Origin of the sequence: Atopobium sp. BS2, assembly GCF_000565075.1 — a bacterium.
Classification (GTDB): Bacteria; Actinomycetota; Coriobacteriia; order Coriobacteriales; family Atopobiaceae; genus Lancefieldella.
On record NZ_JDFG01000048.1, the window covers coordinates 14,740 to 35,780 of the forward strand.

At 49.4% G+C, this 21,041-nt stretch carries 19 protein-coding genes; 13 read left to right on the forward strand and 6 right to left on the reverse strand.

Going from position 1 to position 21,041, the window contains the following annotated elements:
* Positions 1–41: 41 nt before the first annotated feature.
* Entirely contained in the window at positions 42–602 is a 561-nt protein-coding gene (gene yfcE, locus HMPREF1492_RS06730) for a phosphodiesterase (RefSeq protein ID WP_035437323.1), read from the forward strand.
* Between the two features lie 154 nt (positions 603–756).
* On the opposite strand, the gene HMPREF1492_RS06735 is transcribed toward yfcE, so the two are convergent.
* Positions 757–1,476 (reverse strand): GntR family transcriptional regulator, encoded by a 720-nt coding sequence (locus HMPREF1492_RS06735; protein WP_035437326.1) that lies wholly within the window; start codon positions 1,474–1,476, stop codon positions 757–759.
* Between the two features lie 133 nt (positions 1,477–1,609).
* Between HMPREF1492_RS06735 and HMPREF1492_RS06740 the strand changes: the two genes are divergently transcribed.
* The 5 genes from HMPREF1492_RS06740 (at position 1,610) to HMPREF1492_RS06760 (ending at position 6,136) form a co-directional block, all read left to right on the forward strand.
* Entirely contained in the window at positions 1,610–3,007 is a 1,398-nt protein-coding gene (locus tag HMPREF1492_RS06740) for a glycoside hydrolase family 1 protein (protein WP_035437329.1), read from the forward strand.
* 23 nt (positions 3,008–3,030) lie between these two features.
* A complete protein-coding gene (locus HMPREF1492_RS06745) occupies positions 3,031–4,470 on the forward strand; it encodes a PTS sugar transporter subunit IIC (protein WP_035437332.1) in 1,440 nt (479 codons plus the stop codon).
* A gap of 76 nt (positions 4,471–4,546) precedes the next feature.
* A complete protein-coding gene (locus HMPREF1492_RS06750) occupies positions 4,547–4,843 on the forward strand; it encodes a PTS sugar transporter subunit IIB (RefSeq protein WP_035428165.1) in 297 nt (98 codons plus the stop codon).
* 55 nt (positions 4,844–4,898) lie between these two features.
* Complete coding sequence (locus HMPREF1492_RS06755; protein WP_084055004.1) at positions 4,899–5,234, forward strand: PTS sugar transporter subunit IIA; 336 nt, start codon at positions 4,899–4,901, stop codon at positions 5,232–5,234.
* Positions 5,235–5,248: 14 nt separating this feature from the next.
* Positions 5,249–6,136: an ROK family protein gene (locus tag HMPREF1492_RS06760; RefSeq protein ID WP_035437334.1), complete on the forward strand. Its 888-nt coding sequence runs from the start codon at positions 5,249–5,251 to the stop codon at positions 6,134–6,136.
* A gap of 123 nt (positions 6,137–6,259) precedes the next feature.
* Here the strand turns inward: HMPREF1492_RS06760 and HMPREF1492_RS06765 are convergent, their stop codons facing one another.
* Both HMPREF1492_RS06765 and asnA read right to left on the reverse strand, forming a co-directional pair.
* The gene (locus HMPREF1492_RS06765; RefSeq protein WP_035437335.1) at positions 6,260–7,843 is read right to left on the reverse strand and encodes a zinc ribbon domain-containing protein; all 1,584 of its coding nucleotides are present in this window, start codon (positions 7,841–7,843) and stop codon (positions 6,260–6,262) included.
* A 166-nt stretch (positions 7,844–8,009) separates the two neighbouring features.
* A complete protein-coding gene (gene asnA, locus HMPREF1492_RS06770; RefSeq protein ID WP_035437337.1) occupies positions 8,010–9,011 on the reverse strand; it encodes an aspartate--ammonia ligase in 1,002 nt (333 codons plus the stop codon).
* Positions 9,012–9,294: 283 nt separating this feature from the next.
* Between asnA and HMPREF1492_RS06775 the strand changes: the two genes are divergently transcribed.
* On the forward strand, positions 9,295–9,726 hold the full coding sequence (locus HMPREF1492_RS06775; RefSeq protein WP_035437340.1) for a Dps family protein: 432 nt from the start codon (positions 9,295–9,297) through the stop codon (positions 9,724–9,726).
* A gap of 357 nt (positions 9,727–10,083) precedes the next feature.
* On the forward strand, positions 10,084–10,938 hold the full coding sequence (locus tag HMPREF1492_RS07715) for a hypothetical protein (RefSeq protein WP_198014353.1): 855 nt from the start codon (positions 10,084–10,086) through the stop codon (positions 10,936–10,938).
* 140 nt (positions 10,939–11,078) lie between these two features.
* Here HMPREF1492_RS07715 and HMPREF1492_RS06785 read toward each other — a convergent pair whose 3' ends face one another.
* From HMPREF1492_RS06785 to HMPREF1492_RS06795, 3 genes are all read right to left on the reverse strand, one after another.
* The gene (locus HMPREF1492_RS06785; protein WP_035437342.1) at positions 11,079–11,429 is read right to left on the reverse strand and encodes a cupin domain-containing protein; all 351 of its coding nucleotides are present in this window, start codon (positions 11,427–11,429) and stop codon (positions 11,079–11,081) included.
* A 113-nt stretch (positions 11,430–11,542) separates the two neighbouring features.
* A complete protein-coding gene (gene lsrK, locus HMPREF1492_RS06790; protein WP_035437344.1) occupies positions 11,543–13,108 on the reverse strand; it encodes an autoinducer-2 kinase in 1,566 nt (521 codons plus the stop codon).
* Positions 13,109–13,122: 14 nt separating this feature from the next.
* Positions 13,123–14,037, reverse strand: coding sequence for a sugar-binding transcriptional regulator (locus HMPREF1492_RS06795; protein WP_035437349.1), 915 nt, complete (start codon positions 14,035–14,037; stop codon positions 13,123–13,125).
* 283 nt (positions 14,038–14,320) lie between these two features.
* Between HMPREF1492_RS06795 and HMPREF1492_RS06800 the strand changes: the two genes are divergently transcribed.
* From HMPREF1492_RS06800 to lsrF, 5 genes are all read left to right on the forward strand, one after another.
* The gene (locus tag HMPREF1492_RS06800) at positions 14,321–15,874 is read left to right on the forward strand and encodes a sugar ABC transporter ATP-binding protein (RefSeq protein ID WP_084055005.1); all 1,554 of its coding nucleotides are present in this window, start codon (positions 14,321–14,323) and stop codon (positions 15,872–15,874) included.
* Positions 15,875–15,884: 10 nt separating this feature from the next.
* Positions 15,885–16,961, forward strand: a complete 1,077-nt coding sequence (locus HMPREF1492_RS06805) for an ABC transporter permease (protein ID WP_035437352.1) — start codon at positions 15,885–15,887, stop codon at positions 16,959–16,961.
* The gene (locus tag HMPREF1492_RS06810; protein ID WP_035437355.1) at positions 16,961–17,995 is read left to right on the forward strand and encodes an ABC transporter permease; all 1,035 of its coding nucleotides are present in this window, start codon (positions 16,961–16,963) and stop codon (positions 17,993–17,995) included. The genes HMPREF1492_RS06805 and HMPREF1492_RS06810 overlap by 1 nt, the downstream gene beginning before the upstream one ends.
* 45 nt (positions 17,996–18,040) lie before the next feature.
* On the forward strand, positions 18,041–19,165 hold the full coding sequence (locus tag HMPREF1492_RS06815; RefSeq protein ID WP_035437357.1) for a substrate-binding domain-containing protein: 1,125 nt from the start codon (positions 18,041–18,043) through the stop codon (positions 19,163–19,165).
* A 231-nt stretch (positions 19,166–19,396) separates the two neighbouring features.
* Positions 19,397–20,275: a 3-hydroxy-5-phosphonooxypentane-2,4-dione thiolase gene (gene lsrF, locus HMPREF1492_RS06820; RefSeq protein WP_035428381.1), complete on the forward strand. Its 879-nt coding sequence runs from the start codon at positions 19,397–19,399 to the stop codon at positions 20,273–20,275.
* Positions 20,276–21,041: the final 766 nt, after the last annotated feature.

Consider the following 21,041-nt stretch of genomic DNA (forward strand, 5'->3'; position numbering starts at 1 on the left):
ATGAAGCTACGTGTAGAAACACGTATAGAGAGGATACGTTGATGAAGGTTGTAATTGCTTCAGATATTCACGGCGCTGCCGACTATTGCGAGAAGCTCATGCAGGTCATAGAGGAGGAGCAGCCAAAGTACGTCTTGCTTCTTGGAGACCTGCTTTATCACGGTCCTCGCAACGATCTTCCTGCAGACTACGCTCCAAAGCGCGTTATTGAGATGTTGAACAGCATTTCCGATAAGGTCATTGCGGTTCGCGGAAACTGCGAGGCAGAGGTAGATCAGATGGTTCTGGACTTCCCTTGCATGGCTGATTACAACATCTTGTTTGATAAGGACCCAAAGACGGGCAAGCAGTTCACCATCTTCTTTACTCACGGTCACGTCTTTGGCCCTGGCATTCACAACAGCGTTGATAAATGGCCTCAGACGCCAAGTATGGACGCGTTTGTGTACGGCCATACGCACAGAAAAGTTAACATGCAGAGCGCTGACCACCCAGAGGTCACCGTGTTTAATCCAGGTTCTGTAGGCATTCCAAAGGACGGCACTCACAGCTGCGGAATCTACGAGGACGGCGAGTTTAGGCACGTGATTCTCGGCGAGTAGCCGGCGAGCAGCCGGCGAGTAGCTGGCGAGCGGCCGTCGGGCGGCAACCAGGCTGCATTGCGCCGTGTGCTGAACTCCGCGTCGCACACCCATACACGCAAAAGGCGAGAAGATCAATCGGTCTTCTCGCCATTTGTGTCGCTGTGTCAGAGGTTTAGTGCATAGAAATAGTCATGAACTCATAGCCATGTGCATGTCGCGAGATGGAATATTCAAACGCACGACCATCGTCGATATAACCGATTTGCTCAACCTCCAGGAGGGGGTCGCCCGTGCTAATTTCTAGCCTCGAAGCCTCAACCTCAGTAGGCATGACTGCCCTAATAACACGGTGTGCATTAGCAATTCTAAGTCCAATTTCGTCTTCAATGTAGTTGTAAATTGAGTGCTCTAGATGGGTCATTTTAAGATTGGGAATTAGGCTAATGGGCATGTAGGTATACTCGATGACCTGCGCAGTCCCTTCAACAAGCCTGACGCGCACAATTCTGTATACAAAATCTTCGGTAGTAATATCAAGAGCTTTAGCAATGTATTCAGAGGGACGCTCAACTTCAAAGGTATAGACCTTTGATTTAACGCGCTCACCTCGGGCGGCGTGTTCAGCCATGAAACCTTCCATTTGACCGGAGATTTCTTTACTTGGCTTAATTTGTGTTCCTTCTTCCAGCTTTTTGACAAAAGTGCCGGAGCCTTTTCGTCTGAAGATAAGTCCTTGCTGCTCAAGGACTTCTAGTGCCTTATTAATGGTAATTTTGCTCACTTCATAGTGTTCGCAGAGCTGAGCAACAGAAGGCAGGCGAGAATAAGCAGGATATGTGCCTATAGTAATATCAGTTTTAAGATCCTGAACAATCAAGTCGTACTTATTCATGACACCTCCTCAGGTAGCAAAATTTTACTTTGCATTCTATCTGATTTGCATTAGTATACTACATAGAAAACCTAACATATCTGTTTTAGAAAGTTGACATGTCAGGTTTAGATACTTTTGAGAAAGGATGGACATGTCGTATCAGTTGCCTGAGAATTTCTTCTTTGGTGGGGCAATGTCTGGTCCACAGACCGAGGGTAAATGGCAAGACGGAGGAAAGCTGCCAAACCTTTGGGACACCTGGTCTAACCTGGACATTCATGCATTCCACAATCGCGTTGGTTCCTACGCTGGAAATGACTTTACAGAAAGAATGGAAGACGATCTTCAGCTTCTCAAGTCTCTTGGCATGGATTCCATTCGCACTTCTATTCAGTGGAGCCGTTTGTTGGACATTAACGGCAACCTTAATCCAGAGGGCGAGAAGTACTATCACCACCTTTTTGCTGTTGCTAAGAAGGTTGGTATTGAGATTTTTGTAAACCTTTACCACTTTGACATGCCTGAATACCTCTTCAATCGCGGTGGCTGGGAGTCTCGTGAGGTTGTTGAGGCATATGCGCATTACGCACGTATTGCGTTTGAAACGTTTGGAAAAGAGATTCGTTATTGGTTTACCTTTAACGAGCCAATTGTTGAGCCAGAGGTCCGCTACACACTTGGTGGCTGGTACCCCTTTGTTAAGAATTATTCGCGTGCTCGTGCAGTTCAATATAACATTTCACTTGCTCACGCACTTGGCGTGCGCGAGTATCGCCGTGCAAAAGCAGCAGGTTTTATGCTTGAGGACTCTCGCATTGGCCTCATCAACTGCTTTGCACCACCATATACCAAAGAGAATCCATCTGAGGCAGATCTTGAGGCGCTACGCATGACCGACGGCGTCAACATTCGCTGGTGGCTTGACCTGGTAACTAAGGGAGAGCTTCCACAGGATGTCATTGATACGCTGCAGACCCGTGGTGTTGACCTGCCTATTCGTCCTGAGGACAAACTTATTCTTGCCGACGGCGTTGTGGATTGGCTGGGTTGCAATTATTACCACCCAGAGCGTATTCAAGCTCCTTCCAAAGATACTGACGAGAATGGCATTCCAAACTTTGCCGATCCCTATATCTGGCCAGAAGCAGAGATGAATGTATCCCGTGGCTGGGAGATTTACCCACAGGGTCTTTACGACTTTGCCATGAAGGTTCGCGATGAGTATCCAGAGCTTGAGTGGTTTATTTCCGAGAACGGCATGGGCGTAGAGCGAGAAGATCTTAAGAAAGACGAAAACGGTGTAATTCAAGACGATTATCGCGTTGATTTTGTCCGTCGTCATCTTGAGTGGATTGCTCGTGCAATTCAGGACGGCGCAAAATGCCGTGGTTATCACTACTGGGCCATCATCGATAACTGGTCCTGGGCAAATGCCTTCAAGAACCGTTATGGCTTTGTTGAGGTTGACCTGGAAGATAACTACAACCGTCGTCTTAAGAAATCAGCTGAGTGGCTTAAGCAAGTTGCCACTACACATATAGTTGACTAGAAACTCGTGAAAGGAGTTTGTTCATGGCAAAAGATAATGGCCAGGCATCGTTTCTAGATAAATTTGCAGAAGTTTCTGCAAAAGTAGGTAATCAAGTTCATTTGAGGAGCCTGCGCGATGCATTTGCAACTGTCAGCCCAATTTACATTTTGGCTGGTATTGCAGTACTGATCAACAACGTTCTGTTCCCACTCATCTTTGCAAATGATCCAGTTACCTTGGCTAATTTCAAGGTTTGGGGCGCAGCAATTGCTCAGGGCACTCTGAGTTTCTCGGCAGTTATTCTTGCAGGCATTATTGGTTATTGCCTTGCTCGTAACAAGCGTTTTGAAAACGCAATCTCTTGCGTTGTTATTGGTATTGCTGCACTTATCATCATGATGCCTCAGAGCATTGTTGCCACTGCAGGTGCTGTTCTTCATGCAGCAAACGCCGCTGATGCAGCAGCTGCAGGAGTTGCACTTCCTGTGGCTGATGTTGCTAAGCTCCTGCCAACTGGCTATGCAGTTACTGGCGTTGATGTAACTGGTGCTTTCTCCACTTCCTTCACCGGTACTAACGGCCTCTTTGGTGCAATCATCATTGGCCTGCTTTCTACCACCATCTTCATTAAGCTCTCCAGCGTTAAGCAGCTGAAGGTCAGCCTTGGTGAGGGCGTTCCACCGGCGGTTGCAGATTCTTTTAACACCATGATTCCAATGATGTTGACCCTGACCGTCTTTGGTATTGCTTCTGCTCTTCTTGCAGTTTGCGCTGGTACTGACCTTATGACCATCATTGCAACAAGCATTTCCGCCCCACTGAAGGGCCTCATGAATGCTGGTCCATTTGCAGTCATCATCATCTACACCTTTGCAAACCTGCTCTTCTGCCTTGGCATTCACCAGTCCACCATCTCTGGTGTTCTGATTGAGCCAATCCTGACCATGCTTATTGTTGATAACATGGCAACCTTTGCAGCTGGTCAGCCAATTCCTCAGGACCACTACATGAACATGCAGATCATCAACACCTTTGCGCTGATCGGCGGTTCTGGTTGTACTCTGATGCTGCTTCTTGACACCTTTATCTTCTCTAAGAACAAGGCTTCTAAAGATGTTGCAGCACTTTCTCTTCTCCCAGGTATCTTCAACATCAACGAGCCAGTTATTTACGGTTACCCAATCGTCTTTAACCTTCCTTTGATGATTCCATTTGTTCTTGTTCCAGATTTGTTCATCGGCCTAACCTACCTGCTCACCAACCTTGGTTGGATTAACCCTTGCGTTGCCATGGTTCCTTGGACCACCCCAGTCTTCCTGAGCGGTTGGCTGGCAACCGGTGGCGACATTCGTGCCGTTATCTGGCAGGTCATCGAGGTTCTTCTCGCCATGGCAATTTACCTGCCATTCATGAAGATTTCCGAGCGTGCACAGGCCAAGCAGGCTGAAGCTCTTGCAGAGAACGCTCAGGATGCAGAGTAGTTTGTAAGCTTATAATCTGAGTATCACTTGAAGCCAGCCATCGTATTTGGTGGCTGGCTCATCAAAAGGAGATCACATGAAAATCTTACTTGCTTGCAACGCCGGAATGTCCACGAGCCTGCTAGTTCAGAAGCTCCAGAAAGAAGCTGCATCTCGTGGTTTGGATGCAGAGATTATTGCAAATCCTCTTAATAAGGCACTTGAGCTCATTGATGGCGCAGACGTCTTTTTGCTTGGACCTCAGATTGCGTATGCAAAGGCAGACGTTGAGGCCGCAGCAGGATCTACTCCTGTAGCTGTTATTCCTATGGTTGATTACGGCAGGATGAACGCTGCAAAAATTCTTGACGACGCACTGGAGCTTATTAAATAAGCGGTAAAAGATTTTCTGAGCTCCCAGGTGCTCAAGAAAAGAGTATGGGGTAAAAATGGATTTAGATGACGGCATGACTGCTACGCAAGAAGCAGCCTTTGAGATTATTGCTACCGTTGGAACAGCAAAGTCAATGTATATTGGCGCTATCCAGAAGGCAAAAACGGGCGATATTGAAGGCGCGCGTGCAGATATTATTGCTGGTACAGAGATCTTTAATGAGGGCCATAGCACGCATCTGAACATGCTGCAGCAGTCCGCAATTGATAACAATAACGTTGAGTTCTCGCTCATCTTGCTCCACGCTGAGGACCAGCTTATGCAGGCCGAGTCTTTCCGCATTATTGCTGAGGACTTTATTGACGTGTACGAGAAGCTTCTTAACAAGTAGCTGGCGAGAAAAACATGTGTGCAGAGACGCTTCTTGGTGGCATTGAGTTTGGCGGAACAAAGATTGTTCTTGCCACGGGTACACCAGACGGAAAAATTTGTGAGCGTGAGGTCTTGCCCACAACAGCGCCAGAGTCTGTTTTGCCAAAGATTGTGGACTGGTTCAAAGCTCGCTCTATTCAGGCTCTAGGTGTTGGCGCATTTGGCCCCACGGGAGTCAATCCTGACCTGCCTAGCTACGGAAAGATTCTCTCGACTCCTAAGCAAGGTTGGCGCAACTTCAATCTGTTACAGGCATTGAAGGATGGACTGAACGTCCCTGTTGGATACGACACTGATGTTAATGTAGCTTGTTTAGGAGAAGCAGTTTTTGGCGCAGCTCGCGGCCTTGATAACGTTGTCTACCTGACAGTTGGCACCGGAATTGGCGCTGGCGTGCTGCTTGAAGGAAAGCTCCAGCACGGCATGCTCCATCCCGAGGCTGGTCATATCCTTGTTGAACGTGAGGCAAACGATTCTTGGCAGCAAACTAAGTGTCCCTATCACCAGAACTGCCTTGAGGGGCTGGCATCAGGTCCTGCTATTCAAGAGCGCTGGGGACTTCCAGCTGTTGAGCTTACCGAGAAAGACGAGGTATGGGAGCTTGAGGCTGCCTACCTTGCAAAAGCCCTCTCCACATATGTAATGTGCTACTCACCTCAGCGCATTATTTTGGGCGGAGGCGTCATGGAGCAGAAGCAACTGTTCCCGCTTATCCAGCAGAAACTTGTTGCGTACCTCAACGGCTACATCAACACTCCAGAGATAGAGGACATACAGAATTATGTTGTTCCTGGAGGTTGCGAGGGAAACCAGGGCATTCTAGGTGCTTTAGTGCTTGGACAACGTGCACTTGTTGCGTAGGAGTTTGGCAAGAAGAACGACTACCGTGTAGAACAGCGTTCGCTTTGTAAACAAATGGCGAGAAGATCAATCGGTCTTCTCGCCATATTTGTGTCTTGTGACGTGCGGTTTTTCTAGTCAGCGTTACTTCCTAGAAAGTGTGTCAGTATTCCAAGTACTGCTCTGAGAGCTGATGGTTACGGTTCTGCCGCCGTTGGTAGAGGAGAGGGTGAACGGCTCGCTTCTGCCACTGACCTGACCGTTGAAGTTAAGTTCAAGCTTTGACTCGTCACCGGTCCAGGTGCCACGAACCTCTGGCTGACCGCCGATGCGCCAAATGACCGTACCGTCCTTCTGGATGACAACCTCCATGGACTTACCGTCAGTGCCGGTGCCGCTGTAAGTGCCAACCCACTTTTGAGCTTTCTTGCGGTCTTCCTCGGATTTCTTGTCTTTATCCTTCTGCTCTTGCTCTTTTTTGGTCTTCTCGGCCACGCCAGATTTAAGAGTTTCACCCTTCTTTATCTGGTCGGATACGCGAGAGTGGTATGAATCATAGGTTGAATTGTTGCCTGTGTCGTCGCCCCAGATAACCTTTTCGTGCTCAATATCTCCGAGAAGAGCCTGTAGCTCAACAAGCTTATTTGCCACAGACTTTTGATCCATAGTATTTGCGGTATCTGTGTCGTTGAAGCTGTTTGCGGTTAACCTGCGCTTGTAGTCGGCCTCAAACCAGTCGCGAATGCTCTTCTGTCGATCAGAGATTGAGCTATTCAGAACGTTGATTCCTGTATCGTCACTGCCATTAGGCATACGGAACTGTCCATTCTTCTGATCAGTCTGAATCTGTTCTTCAATTTCATTGAGTTTCTCGTACTGGTTAAGAAGTTCAACACGACTACTGTCACTGCGAGGATCAACGCCAACGCTCTCAATCTGCTCCTGATAGGTTGCAATGCGCTGCTGAACGGCGCTGCGCTTGGCCGCGTCGTCTTGGTGGGACTGAATGACCCAAGCAATGGCCAGTACACCCACAACCAGAACAGCCGCAAGCAGGCCAAATGCAACTTTGCGGAGTGTGTCCGAGCCGTCCTTGGTTTGCTTGCGCTCAACGGAACTAGGTCCGCTTGAAACAACGGTGAACTGCGAAGGATCAAAGTGCGAAATAGCAGTTGAATCAACGTCGTCAGAGGTGAAGACGTCGATGCGATCTGGGTCATTAATGAAGGTTGTGGGCTCCTCGGCAGAAACGTTGGAGTTTGCGATTACGGTAGGGTCTGCGTCAGCATCTGCGTCAGCGTCTGCGACGGCGGTAGTGTCGACGTCAGCAGCATGATCAGCAACAACGGTAGGCGCCTCATCTGGGGTGATGTAGGAGTCGTCTGCCGACACCTCTAAGAGTGAGGTTTCTGCGGCAGTTGTGTCTTCGTCATCGACTGGATACTCTGCCAGGACAGTTGCGTCTGGATCAGTTGCGGTTTCAGATGGCTCATCAGCTTCTGCTGGTGCGATGACCTCGGTGGCTGTGGTGGAGTTGTCGGGTGCGGTTTCTGGTGCAGGTTCTGTGGACTCGGCGAGCGCATCGGGTTTCTCGACGTTAGCAGCGTCTGCAACGTTAGCGGCGTTTGCAACGTTTGCGGCGTCCGCGACGTCAGAAAGCTTCTGTCCGCAGTTGGAACAGAACTTTGCGTGCTTGCTAATTTCAGCTCCGCAGTTGGGGCAATTCATAGAGTCGCTCCTTAAATCGCCAGTTAGACTCAGTGGCTTTTAATTACACTGGGTTACTATTGTAGCGTTAACAGGAGAAACGCCAAAATGTTTTTAGTTTTGAGGGCGGCTATGCGCGTTTAATGACACGCGATGTAGATCCGCTTTGCGTGTTCAGGCCCGCTGTTTAGAGCAGAGAAACGCCTGCTTCTGCGCAGCGGTCTTCGGTCTGCTTGTCCCAGATAGATGCCTGTACCTCTCCGACGTGCGCTTTTTCTAGCAGCAGCATGCAAAGACGGCTTTGGCCAATGCCGCCGCCAATGGTAAAGGGCAGCTCGCCGTCAATGAGCATCTTGTGGAATGGCAGTTCGAGGCGGTCTTCGCATCCAGCGATTGCCAGCTGTGACTTAAGCGCCTCAGCGTCAACACGAATGCCCATGCTGCTAATCTCAATCGCAGAGTCCAAGGTCTCATCCCAGAACAACAGATCACCGTTGAGCGACCAGTCGTCGTAGTCGGGAGACCTGAAGTCGTGAGGCTGTCCAGAGTTTAGAGCGCCGCCAATACCCACGATAAAGGTGGTTGGATGCTCGCGAACAAACAGATCTTCTCGCTGCTTGGGCGTCTGGGTAGGGTAGAGGTCCTCAAGCTCCTGCGAGGTCACAAAGGTAACTTCGCGGCTGAGCTGCGTGTTGAGCTGTGGATAGTGCCACTTGAGCTCGTCGAGTGTGCCACAGATTGCCTCAACAATGCGGCAAACGGCGTCTTCCAGCGTATCGGTATTGCGCTCGTCCTGCGTGATGATGCGTTCCCAGTCCCACTGGTCCACGTAAATGGAGTGCAGGTTATCGGGCTGTTCGTCGCGACGGATAGCGTTCATATCGCAGACCAGACCGCGACCAACGGCAAAGTTGTAGCGCCAGAGTGCATAGCGCTTCCATTTTGCAAGCGACTGAACTACCTCGGCGTTCTTGCCTACGTTTGGCAGGTCAAAAGCAACCGGATGCTCAACGCCATTGAGGTTGTCATTCATGCCGGTAAGCGGGTCAACAATCAGCGGAGCAGTGACGCGCGACAGCTTCAGCGCAGCGCACAGCTTGGTCAGAAACACGTTCTTGACCTGCTCAATTGCTTTCTGAGTATCGTAAAGCGAAAGGCTTGAACGGTAGCCCTCGGGAATCTTGGTCATGTGGTCTCCTTGGAAGAGAACGCTAAAAAATCGATTGCGCTGATTTTGCCTTCTTTCTTTAACCCTTTGGCGAGAAACCCGTGTGATTTAACCGTTTTGTCAAAAAGACGAGTGCAGGTCGACTGCAATAGCAAAAATCATGCAGGTTATTGTGGGGTTGTGGCTTCAAACCTTGCATCCAAAAAATTATTGAAAGTTTGTATACCTCTCTCAAAGAGGGGAATATAACTATTAAATAGTAATCATTCCTATTTAATAGGGATCAGATAGAAAGGTTTTACCTATGCTAAACGATAAGCTTAATGTTCTTCTTGCTAACTACGCTGTTGAGGCCCACAAGATTCACAACTTCCATTGGTACGTCAGCGGCCCTTCTTTCTACAACGTGCACACTGACCTCGACGAGGTTTACGGTGCAATGTATGACCAGCTTGACGAGGTTGCCGAGCTCATTCTGATGAACGACGGCTCTCCACTGGGCTCCATGGATTCCTTCCTCAAGAACGCAACTCTTTCCGAGGCAGCAGAGGGATTCAAGAATCCCCAGGAGATTTACCAGTCCATTCTTGCTGACTACGAGGCAATTCGTGCACTCGCAACAGAGATCAAGAAGGACGCAGACGCTGAGGACAACTTCCTTGTTTCCGCAGCAATGGACGAGCACATCGCTCTTCTCTCCAAGACCATTTGGATGATTAAGCAGTCCAACAAGTAAGTTTGGCAAATACCCAGCCGGTTCAAACGGCCGGCTAAACCTTGTGTTTCTTTCTTTCCCATATGAACTGAAAATGCCGTCGGGCTCCCGGCGGCATTTTTTGTGGCTACCCGCTCTACTATCACATTGTCATTTCTGCGTCCGCACATATTTCTAAGCATGAAGACAACAGATTAATAGAAATGCTGCTTACCTGACCTGAAATCAGCGTAAAAGAAGGCCGCTATAAACGATTTTCTTTTTGATTGGGCGAATTAGATGAGCACCTCGTAGTGGCAATAGACTTAGTGTCCATTTTGATGGACACATAAAATCTTATGAGTATCTAGATTTGTTGCAACAGAGAAAGGAGTTGTAATGGGTCTTGATGCATTTGTTCGTTGCAGGTGTTTTGAAGAGGGAAAACTTAAACCTGGTCCAATACCCTTTGAAGATCTTTACATTGACGATGAAGAGTTTATCTGTTCAAAGCTTTTAGATCAGAAGCGTAAAGAGCTTAGCTCTGAACAGTTTGAGGAGCTCTATGGAGGCCTAGAGCGTGATTTTGTTGATTGGACATATAATGCCTGCGAGCATGAAGATGGTGAAATTTGTTCCGAAAGAGTTGGTAATTTTTGCGGCTTGTTAAGCATTGGTGCAGTTTTAAGTTCAGATGAAGGCGAGTCAAAGTATCCTCTGTTAAATAATATGCTTCCTGATGGCAATGGAGGTGTTTATCCAGTTGAAAAAGCACAGCCTACCCTTGATGAACTTGATAGATTCATAGAAGAGCATTCAAAGATCCCGGGATATCAGCTCATTGATGAGGAGACGAATAAAGTTCTTATTTCCTGTGCGGTGGATGACGGTTTTTGTCTTTACAGTGACAAATATATTGATTATGGATTTACAGAAGACACAATGTATTTCCATCAGCTTAAGCCTTCACGTATATTTTACGCTGACCATTTTTGCCAGATTCCAGCTGATGATTTTGAGCAGACGCATAAGGTGGTTGTTTTTTGCGATGAACCAAATAACAGTGCGTCAAACTTTAAAATGACTTTACCAGGTCCGATTGATAGTGAATTAGACAATTCTGTTTTAAGAAGCTTTTCTGTTCAAAAGGCAACTTTAGACTTCAAAGAAACCGGTCATTTTTGGAGGCTAAATAAAATTAGGAATCTCCTTGTAGCATCTATAGAAACAAAACATCCTATTTGTTGGTGCTAAAAACATATGGGCTGCGCTATCTGATTGTGGTCTGATATCGTGTTGTCCAAAAAAGAGGGCCACCACCAGGCAGCCCTCTTCGCGTTTGCGCTGGCGAGAAGAACGCTGCACTTGAACGATCTTCTCGCCAGATGTTGATCTTAGTAGGTAGGGTTCTCTACCTCAACCTTGTCGACCTCCTGGAAAGGAGCAAGGGTTGAGACCATGACGATGGGCTCGTCGTAAGGGTTGTTGACGTAGTGGACCTCGCCGGGCTCAATGTGGATGAAGTCGCCAGCCGAGAGGGTGTGGACCTCGCCGTCAACCACAATGTCAATCTTGCCTTGAAGAATGTGGAAGTTCTCCTCCATGATGTTGTGGTAATGAGCTTGGAAATCCTGGCCAGGCTGGAACTGGACCATGGCATAGTTCATGCGAGGGCCTTTCATCAGGTACTTTGGGCCGTGATCTCCGCACCTGTACTCAAAATCGTTCTCGTTGACAATAAACATCTTGCTTTCCTTTCAGGCGCAACTTTTGATGCGACCAAACGTTCTTCTTGCGTGCCTCGCGGCGTTTACGTGCGGCGGTGACGTGCGACGGTAACGCGCGACGCTCCTAGCGCTTACAGGCCAGGTGCTCTCCACATGCTCTTGACCTTGCCCTCTTCTGCAAGCTCAAGCTGACTCTTGTAAACATCCTTCCACTGGACATAGAGCTGATCGTAAACAGCTTTGTTGTCTGGGTTGGGGGAGAATGTCTTATCCCATTTAACAACGCGCTTTGCGCCCTCGGCAATGCTTGGATAGATGCCCACACCGTAGCCCGCAAGGACAGCGGCGCCCAGGGCAGTTGCCTCTTTGACCTTTGGGATATGGACGTTCTTGCCGGTAACGTCGGCAACAATCTGTGCCCACAGAGAGCACTTGGAAGCACCGCCTGCAAAGATGAGCTCGTCTGGCTCATTGCCGGTAGCTTCTTTGACCAGCTCAATATGACCACGGACGAGAAGGGCGGTGTTCTCCAAAATTGCGCGATAGAAGGTGTACTTATTGAAACGCTCTGGATCAAGCTCAAAGTTGGTGAACGTTGGGCTTGCGTGGATCCAGTGGATGTAGTTCATAACGTCACTGAAGCAGCAAAGCATACCGTGGCTACCAGCAGGAATCTCTGCAGCGCGCTCGTTCATGACCTCATACACGTCATCAATGCCGCGCTCTTTTGCTTCGGCCTTTTCTGCCTGGCAGAAGCCGTCACGATACCAACGCATAACCAGACCAGGCTTGAATGCCAGAGCTTCGTACTGCCAAATCTGTGGAATAGCGTGGCAGTTTACACGGACGCGATAATCTGGGTCTGGAGTGCTCTTATCGGTGTTGAACTCGTACTGCCAGAAGCTACCACCAAAAACGCCAGCCTGGCCAGGCTCGCAAGCGCCAACGCCAATCATGCCCAGCTGGCAATCACCGCCGCCGACAACAACAGGTGTACCTTCGGCAAGGCCCGTCTCTACTGCGGCGTCTGCAGTTACAGTGCCAAGAACTTCTCCGCACTCGATAACCTGGCCAAAGAGATCATCACGAAGACCGCACTCCTTTGCAATCTCTGGATCCCAAGCGCGTTCTTCCAAGCTCATGATGCCGGTAGTGCTGCCGTTTGATGGCTCAACCGCCAGAATACCAGTGAGCTTGTAAGCAAGCCAGTCGTTGAACATGCCAATCTTGGCTGCCTTGTTGTAGATCTCTGGCATCTTGTTCTTAACCCAAAGAAGACGAGGTAGAGCGCCTAGCGCATAGGTCTGACCACTCTTCTGGTAAATCTTCTTCTCAAGCTCTGGATCCATATCAATGAGCTGCTTGACCTCGTCAACGCTTCGGGCGTCAACGTTAGCGCATGCCCAAATCTCGTTGCCATCCTGATCATACAGGAGGATACCCTCACGCATACAGGTAGTAGAAATACCAGCGATTTCTTTAGGGTCAATAGAGGTCTTTGCCAAAACCTCTTTGATGCAGTCCAGAGCAAGCTGCCAATTAGTAACCCAATCAAAGTCCATGCTGCCAGGCCAACGAGGGTCCTCATGGTGCTCCCACTCGCGCTGAGCAACCCCAACCTGTTCACCGTCAACACTAAAGAGAACGGCGCGAATACTTCCTGTTCCCGCGTCTAGTGCAAGAAGATACTTGCTCATCAGATCCTCCTTGTTTACGAAAGAAGCAGCTCAGCAGCGGTGTCTGAATCCGTGATGAGCACGTTCAGATAACCGCCGTTAAGCACTGCTTTAATTGCCGTAACTTTATCTTTGCCGCCAGCAACGCCAACAACGTTCTTAAGCTGGCGAAGCTTGTCTAGATCGGTACTAATGACGCGATCTTCAATTTCTGTCTGAATAAGATTGCCGTCTTTATCCATAAAGTGATTCAAAACGTCGCCGACAGCCCCCTGCATCTTGAGTACGGTCAGCTCGCCCTCGTTAAGGATGCCATTGCGCAGAACGGTGGCGCCTTCAACTGCGGCGCCGATACCAACCACACTCATGTCTGCATATTCCGTCATAGTGGACACGTCTTGCAGGCTTTTCTCGTCAAGAAGTGCATCGCGCACTTGGCGAGAAGACACAACAAGTGGAGACGGTGTCAGGAACAGGTGCATGGAGTAGGCGGTGGTGCCAACGGATGGCAGGTAGTAGCTTACGCCGCCCGTAAGGCTTACAACGTTAAGTGATTCCTCGCGGTTCTTGGCAAGAAATCCCAGCATACGGCTGACGGTATCGCCGTAGCCAATGTTGAGGTAGCCGTCCTCGCGCAGGTGATCGGAGACGTAGTGAGCTGCGCCCTGAGCAATAGATTGATTAATGGCAGAGCTGTCCAGAGGCGTTGGCACCACAAAAGCGTCTTTGAGGCCAAAGCGGTCAATAAGGAGCTGTTCTGCGGAAACGCGCTGGCTATCGTTCTTTCTGAAGCTGAACTGAACAATGCCCTGCGCGCGAGCCTCTTCAAGCAGACGGATAACTTTTGCACGAGAAACGCCCATGACCTCAGCAATCTGAGCCTGGGTGTTATCTTCCATGTAGTAATACCACGCAGCCTTGGTGGCTAGTGCATATGTCTGCTCGTCCATCCGTCCTCCTGTTGATACTTTTGTTTAATGATAAAACATTTGTATCTAACATACTAGACTTCATTATAGTAATTATTCTCCCTATTAACAGGAAGATATACTACAAATACCATAATTGCGTATAGGGGTATTGCGGACTATTGTTCATTTGACAATCAAAAATACCATTCACGGCAGTAATAATACCGTTTGCCGTGACGGTGCTTTGAAGAACGTCTATTTATAGATATCTTCAAAGTGTGAGATTTTGTACGGCCGTTTGTTATTTTTGGTAGGAGGTACTATGGGTGAAACTTTTGACATCGATATCGATGCCACTGACCCAAAGTCGCCTGAAGGAAAAGATGTGTGCGAGCAGTGTGACACACTTCTTTCCGTCCGCGGAATCAGAAAGTCATTTGGTTCCAACGAGGTATTAAAAGGCATTAACTTAGATTTGGCGCCAGGAGAGGTCATCTCTCTTATTGGTGGCAACGGTTCCGGTAAATCTACCCTCATGAAGATCATCATGGGTATTTACTCTGCCGATGAGGGAGAAATTTCTATCGATCGTCAAAAGGTTGATATCTCCAACCCTAAGGCCGCGCTTGCACACAGTATTTATATGGTTCCTCAGGAGCCAATGCTGTTCCCTAACATGACCGTTAGAGAGAACATCACCATTGGTTTTGAGGCTCCAAAAGCTGAGCTCAACAAGATGCTCGAAGATACTATGAAAGAGATTGGCTGGGAGCTTGATCTGGACCGCAAGGCAATGACGCTTTCTATTGCTGAGCAAGGCATGGTTGAGATTCTCCGCGGTCTTATGCGCCACTCCGAGATTCTTATTCTGGACGAGCCAACTTCTGCGCTTACCTTTGACGAGGTACAGAGCCTCTTTAAGGTGGTCCAGGAGCTCAAGCAGAAGAACATTGGCATCATCTACATTACACACCGCCTGGCAGAGGTCTTTGAGATTTCTACCAGCATTGGTATTCTGCGCGACGGCGTTATGGCTATGCGCGGCAAGGTAGAGGACTTTACGCGAGAAGATCTTGTACGCGGACTTCTTCCACCAGACGCAGCAGAGATTAAGAAAGAGATTGCTGAGAGCGCAAACATTGATTACGACGCAGAGCCAATTTTTGAACTTGCTGAGTTCACGGGCTATGGCTTTGCTGACGTAAATCTCAACATTTATCCAGGCGAGATTGTTGGTCTTGCAGGTATCGTTGGTGCTGGTAGATCAGAGATGGCCACCACCATTTACGGTATGGATAAGGTTTTGGGCGGCAAGGTATTTGTTGATGGTAAAGACATTACCGGCAAGTCCACCAAGGATGTCATTGCTGCAGGTCTGAGTTATGTCCCAGAGGACCGCTTTAACGACGGTCTGTTTAGAATTCGCGACGTTGCCGAGAACACCACAAGCTCTCTGCTTGCAAATTCTTCCCTGGGTAAGCTGTTGCTTAACCGTAAAGAAGAGGACAGGGTTTCTCAGAACTACGTTGATAACTTCCGTACCAAGGTTACTGGCCTTGATCAGGAGGTAGGCGGCCTCTCTGGTGGTAACCAGCAGAAGATTGTTATTGGCCGCGCATTCTCGGTTGCTCCAAAGGTTGTTATTTTGGACGAGCCAACTCGTGGTATTGACGCTGCTGCTCGTGGCGATGTATACGCTGTTTTGCAGGAGCTTCGTAAGCAAGGCGTTTCTATTCTTCTAATTTCTTCTGATATGGAAGAGATTATTGAGCTTGCTGATCGCGCGTTCACCATGTACCAGGGACGCATTAATCACGAGTTCAAAAAAGAAGAAATTACGCAGGACAACCTCATGTCCGCTGCATTTGGATTGTAGGAGGTGACGTATGGATCTTGTAAAGCGCCTTCTCAAGGCTAGGGGACTGAGCAGCCTCGCATTCCTGATTGCTCTCTTTATTATTGTTGGTGCAATGAATCCTGCATTCTTGACGCCAGCAACAATTGCTGCCTGCTTTAACACGTCCGTTGTCTACACATTGGTCGCTGTTGGCGTGGCCTTCACCCTGTTCATTGGTGAGATTGACGTTTCTGTTGGTTCCAACCTGGGTCTTGTTGCTGTAGTAGTTGGCAGCATGCTCAGAGATGGAACTCCACTTCCCGTTGCTTGCCTGGTAGGTATTCTTATTGGCGTAGCAATTGGCCTGGTAAATGCATGGGGCGTTGCAGTTATGAAGGCTCCATCGCTCATCTTTACCCTGGGTACCAACGGCGTTCTGCGCGGTATTGTTTACGTGTACACCAATGGTCAGTGGGTTGAGAACCTCCCTAAGGAGTTCAAGGACTTCTCGGCAGTAACTGGTATTGGTGACTTCACCGTTTACTACTGCGCTGTTATTGCACTGGTTATTCTGATTCACTTTGCACTGACCCAGACCCGTCGTGGTCGCTGGTTTGCAGCAGTTGGCGATAACGCTAACGGTGCAACCCTGGTTGGTATCCCAGCTCTTCAGACCAAGATTCTGGCATACGTCATCTGCGGCGTTATGGCAGCTATCGGCGGCATCATCTTCTGCAGCCGTATTGGCTTTGTTACCCCAATGAGCGGTAACGGCTACGAGATGAAGGCTATTGCAGCCTGCGTTCTTGGTGGCGTTAGTCTGCTTGGTGGCGTTGGCTCCGTCCTTGGTGCAGCTGTCGGTTCCGTCATCATGGCATCCATCAGCTACCTGTTGGTCTTCATGGGCTTCTCGTCAAATTACGACAACGCAATTACCGGCGTTATTCTGATTGTCATTGTTGTTGTGGACGCCCTGCTTCAGCACCGCTCCATTGTTCAGAACAGGCATGCTCGTCTGAACGCACGTGTTTCTCCAAAGGCAACTTCTGAGGTTCTTGCAGAGCAGATTGCAGACTTTGGAGAGGCAGCTATGAGCCCTTTGGGTAAGAAGGGCGGTGTTCGCTAATGATGAAGACACTTAAGGGATTCTTGTCTAAGGGCCAGACAAGCTGGAACATGATTCTTATTGGCCTGCTCGTGCTTGAGTTTGTGATTTTTGGTGCTGCAAACGGCAAGTTTTTGCGTCCAGCGCTGCTGTTTACCAGCATTAACGACAACCTGCCAGTCTTTATGATCTCGCTTTTTGTAACGCTTGTTATGGTTACCGGCGGCATCGATATCCAGGTTGCTTCCCTGGTTGGTCTGACGTCCATCACTATTGGCGTTGGTTGGCAGGACTTTGGTCTTCCTATCTGGGGCGCCGTGGGTGTTGCCTTTGTCCTGGTTGTTGCTTGCGGCGCGCTTTCGGGCTTTTTGATTGCGTACTGTCGAGTGCAAGCAATGGTTGTTACCCTGGGCGGCAGCTTCCTGTACTCCGGTCTGGCGCTGCTCATCTCCACGCTCTCCAAGACCGAGAGCTACCAGGGAATTGGCGGTTTCCCCGAGGACTTCAAGTTTGTATCTAACTTCCAGCTCTTTGGCGTCATTCCATTCCAGCTTCTTATCTACATCCTGATGCTGGTCGTCGCATTTATTCTGCTGCACAAGACCAAGTATGGTCGTCGCATCACTCTGGTTGGCGTTAACCAGAGTGCAGCTGAGTTCTCAGGCATTAACAGCCGAGCAGTCATCATGTCTACCTACATGCTTTCCGCAGTTTCTGCTGTTATTGCAGGTGTTGTTCTGACTGCTTACCTGGGTACCGCTAAGTCTGATCTTGGCGCCGACCTCACCATGGACATCATCACCGCAGTTGTTTTGGGTGGCACGCTCTCTACTGGTGGTAAGGGCTCCATTGTTGGTACCGCACTTGCTTCGTTTGTTATTGCATTCTTGCGCTTCGGCTTGCCACTGTGCTTCAAGGTAAGCCCACAGTACCTGGATATTCCTGTTGGTGTCCTGCTGGTTGTTGTCATCGTTGCTCGATCGGCAGCAAGCGGAACAAATATTGGTACGTTTTTGAAATCGCTGCTTTCAAGCAGCAGTAAAGCCAAGGCATAAGCTTTGGGGAAATTGTGCCTTAGGCACAGACAAGGGAGGTTACCTATGCAAGAGATTACTCGTCGTGGTTTTATTGGTGCCGCTGGTATTACCGCAGTTAGCGCTGGCCTCGCTCTGGCAGGCTGCAATAGTGGTGGCGGCGAGAAGAAGGAAGAGACCAAGAAGTCCGAGGGTGGCGGAGACGTCAAGGGCAAGACCGTAGCATTTATTCCTAAGGTCACCGGCAACGCATTCTTCGAGTCCGCAAACAAGGGCGCACAGGATAAGTCCAAGGAGTGGGGCTTCACCGTTGATTACATCGGCGACGCAACCGCATCCGTTTCCGCTCAGGTTTCCGTCATCAACCAGGCGGTTGCTAACGGCGTAGACGCAATCAGCATCTCTACCGTTGACGCAAAGGGCGTTTCCGACGCACTGAAGAAGGCAACTGCTGCTGGTATCGTAGTTACCACCTGGGACTCCGACGCTAACCCAGAGGATCGTACCCTCATGGTTTCTCAGGGTACTCCAGAGATCCTTGGTCAGATGCTTGTTGATATGGGTGTTGCTGGCCTCAAGGAGCGCGGCAAGGACCCAGAGAAGGACGAGATCACCTACGTCTGGCACTACTCCCAGGCAACCGTTACCGACCAGAACTCCTGGCAGGTAGCTGCACAGAAGATCATCAAGGAGAAGTATCCTAAGTGGAAGAACGTCCACGAGAACTACTACTCCAACCAGGACGCAGAGCAGGCAATTACCATCGGTGAGGCAATCCTTGACGCTTACCCAGAGATTGACCTGATCATCTGCAACGACTCCACCGCTCTTCCTGGTCAGCTCCAGGCTGCAGAGAACAAGGGCTACGACGCAAAGAAGATCACCATCACCGGTTTTGCTTCTCCACAGTCCATCAAGTCCTACTGCGAGCACGGCACCATCTACAACTGGGGCCTCTGGGACTGCGCAGTTCAGGGCGCTATGGGTTGCTACGTTGCAGCATTCCTTGCAGCTGGTAACGAGGTCAAGGTTGGCGACACCATCTCCATCCCAAGCATCGGTGATGTCAAGGTTGAGGCTAACGACTCCATCTCCGAGGGTGCAAAGACTGGCGATAAGAACAACGGCGTTGTCCTGCTTCCTGAGCGCCTTGTCTTCACCAAGGAGAACATGAACAACTACTCCTTCTAATCAAGGTGTACGTTTAAGGCGTAAGTTCGCGGCTGGCGAGAAGACCGGTCTTCTCGCCAGCTTATGAGGTAATTCAGCCGCAGAGGAGGGTGGTCCTCCCAGGGCGGGCGCCCAAAGAGGCGCATTCTCCTACGAGACGCGTTCTCGAACGAGGCACGTTCTCCTGCGAGGCAGCTTCGCCCAAGAAGACGCCTTCTCTGTGTGCTTTAAGGTTTTATTGAAAGGATTTTCATGGCAGATCTGGACGGATTGAAAGTAGCTAAGGATTATCACGTAGACACTCCTTTTGCTAACAATCAGGGATTTTATGTAAAGGGTGCAAACAACCTCGACTGGGGTATGCAGAAGCACCTCTCCAACATCTTTGATCCAAAGAGCGGCAACACTGTAATGTTCGCATTTGACCACGGTTACTTCATGGGCTCAACCGCTGGTCTCGAGCGTCTTGACCTGCTGCTTCCACAGCTTGCTCCTTACGTTGACTGCTTCATGGGCACCCGTGGCGCAATCAGGACTTGCGTTTCTCCTGAGGTTTCTAAGGGCATCGCTCTTCGCGTTTCTTCTGGTTCTTCTATGCTGCAGTCCGACCTCTCTCACGAGGTTGTTGCTGTTGACATTGAGGACGCTATCCGCATGAACGCAGACTGCATGGCTGTTCAGACCTTCATCGGCGCTGATGGCCAGCTCTCCAGCATCGATAACCTCAGCCAAGTCATTAACGCTGGCTTCCGCTACAGCATTCCTACCCTCGGCGTTTGCGCTGTTGGTAAGGATATGGAGCGCACCGGTCGCTTCTTCAAGCTTGCAACCCGTATCATTGCTGAGATGGGCTGCCAGATTGTTAAGACTTACGACTGCGAGGACTTCGAGGAAGTCGTTGCAGCATGCCCAGTTCCAATTGTTGTTGCTGGCGGCAAGAAGCTCGCTGAGCGCGACGCTCTGCACCTTGCATACGACGTGATCCGCAAGGGTGCACGCGGCGTTGACATGGGCCGCAACATCTTCCAGAGCACCCATCCTCTGCAGATGGCTGAGGCTGTCCGCATGATCGTTCACGAGGGCGCAACCGACGCTCAGGCATGGGAGTTCTTCGAGGACGCAACCCACTAAGTGCGCAACGAGCACGGCGTTTCCGCAGGTCCAACGGGCGCGAGCCCGCATAACCTCCGGGCACGAAAGCGCTGCTCATACGTGGCTTTCTCATGTGACGAGAAACATACTGACCTTAAGCTGGTAATCCTTTTGGATTACCAGCTTTTTTCTGCAACGTGTTAGCGTCGGCTTTTAGGCATGGCGCGCAAAATACCGCTGCTTTGATATGTCTCGCTGAAGAATCGACATGTTCCTAATCAAGATAGCCAGTCAGCTAGGCGGTTGCACCGCTTGATATACATTTCTATGCATAAACTTAACCTAATATGCTAGAAAATGAATAGCATCATATAAAAGATTTAACTATAGGTAAATTCCGCGCCTAAGGAACACACCAAAGTCGGATATTCTGCTCAGATGCGGGCATTTTACACATCTAATGACGATAATCTGCATGCTTTAGCTATTTTCAGCGTCATGTATACGTCTTTTTGACAGATTATCCGACTTTGGTGTGTTTCCCAAATCCGAAATTTGCCTCGCGAGCCGATGGCGATAAGACCAGATTTTCTTGCGTGCCGTATACCTGCGGTTTTATGTGATTGCATATTTTATAAGTTCGGATATTTATATAAAAAGTCTCAGGGCATCTTTTGGGCCGCACTTGAGCCACATTCAAGATGTATTTAAGGGCCATTGCCATTGCCATTGTCATTGTCATTGGCATTGGCATGATATTCGTAGAAATCCAAAAGATATTTGTGCAGCTGTTCGTAACCCTTCC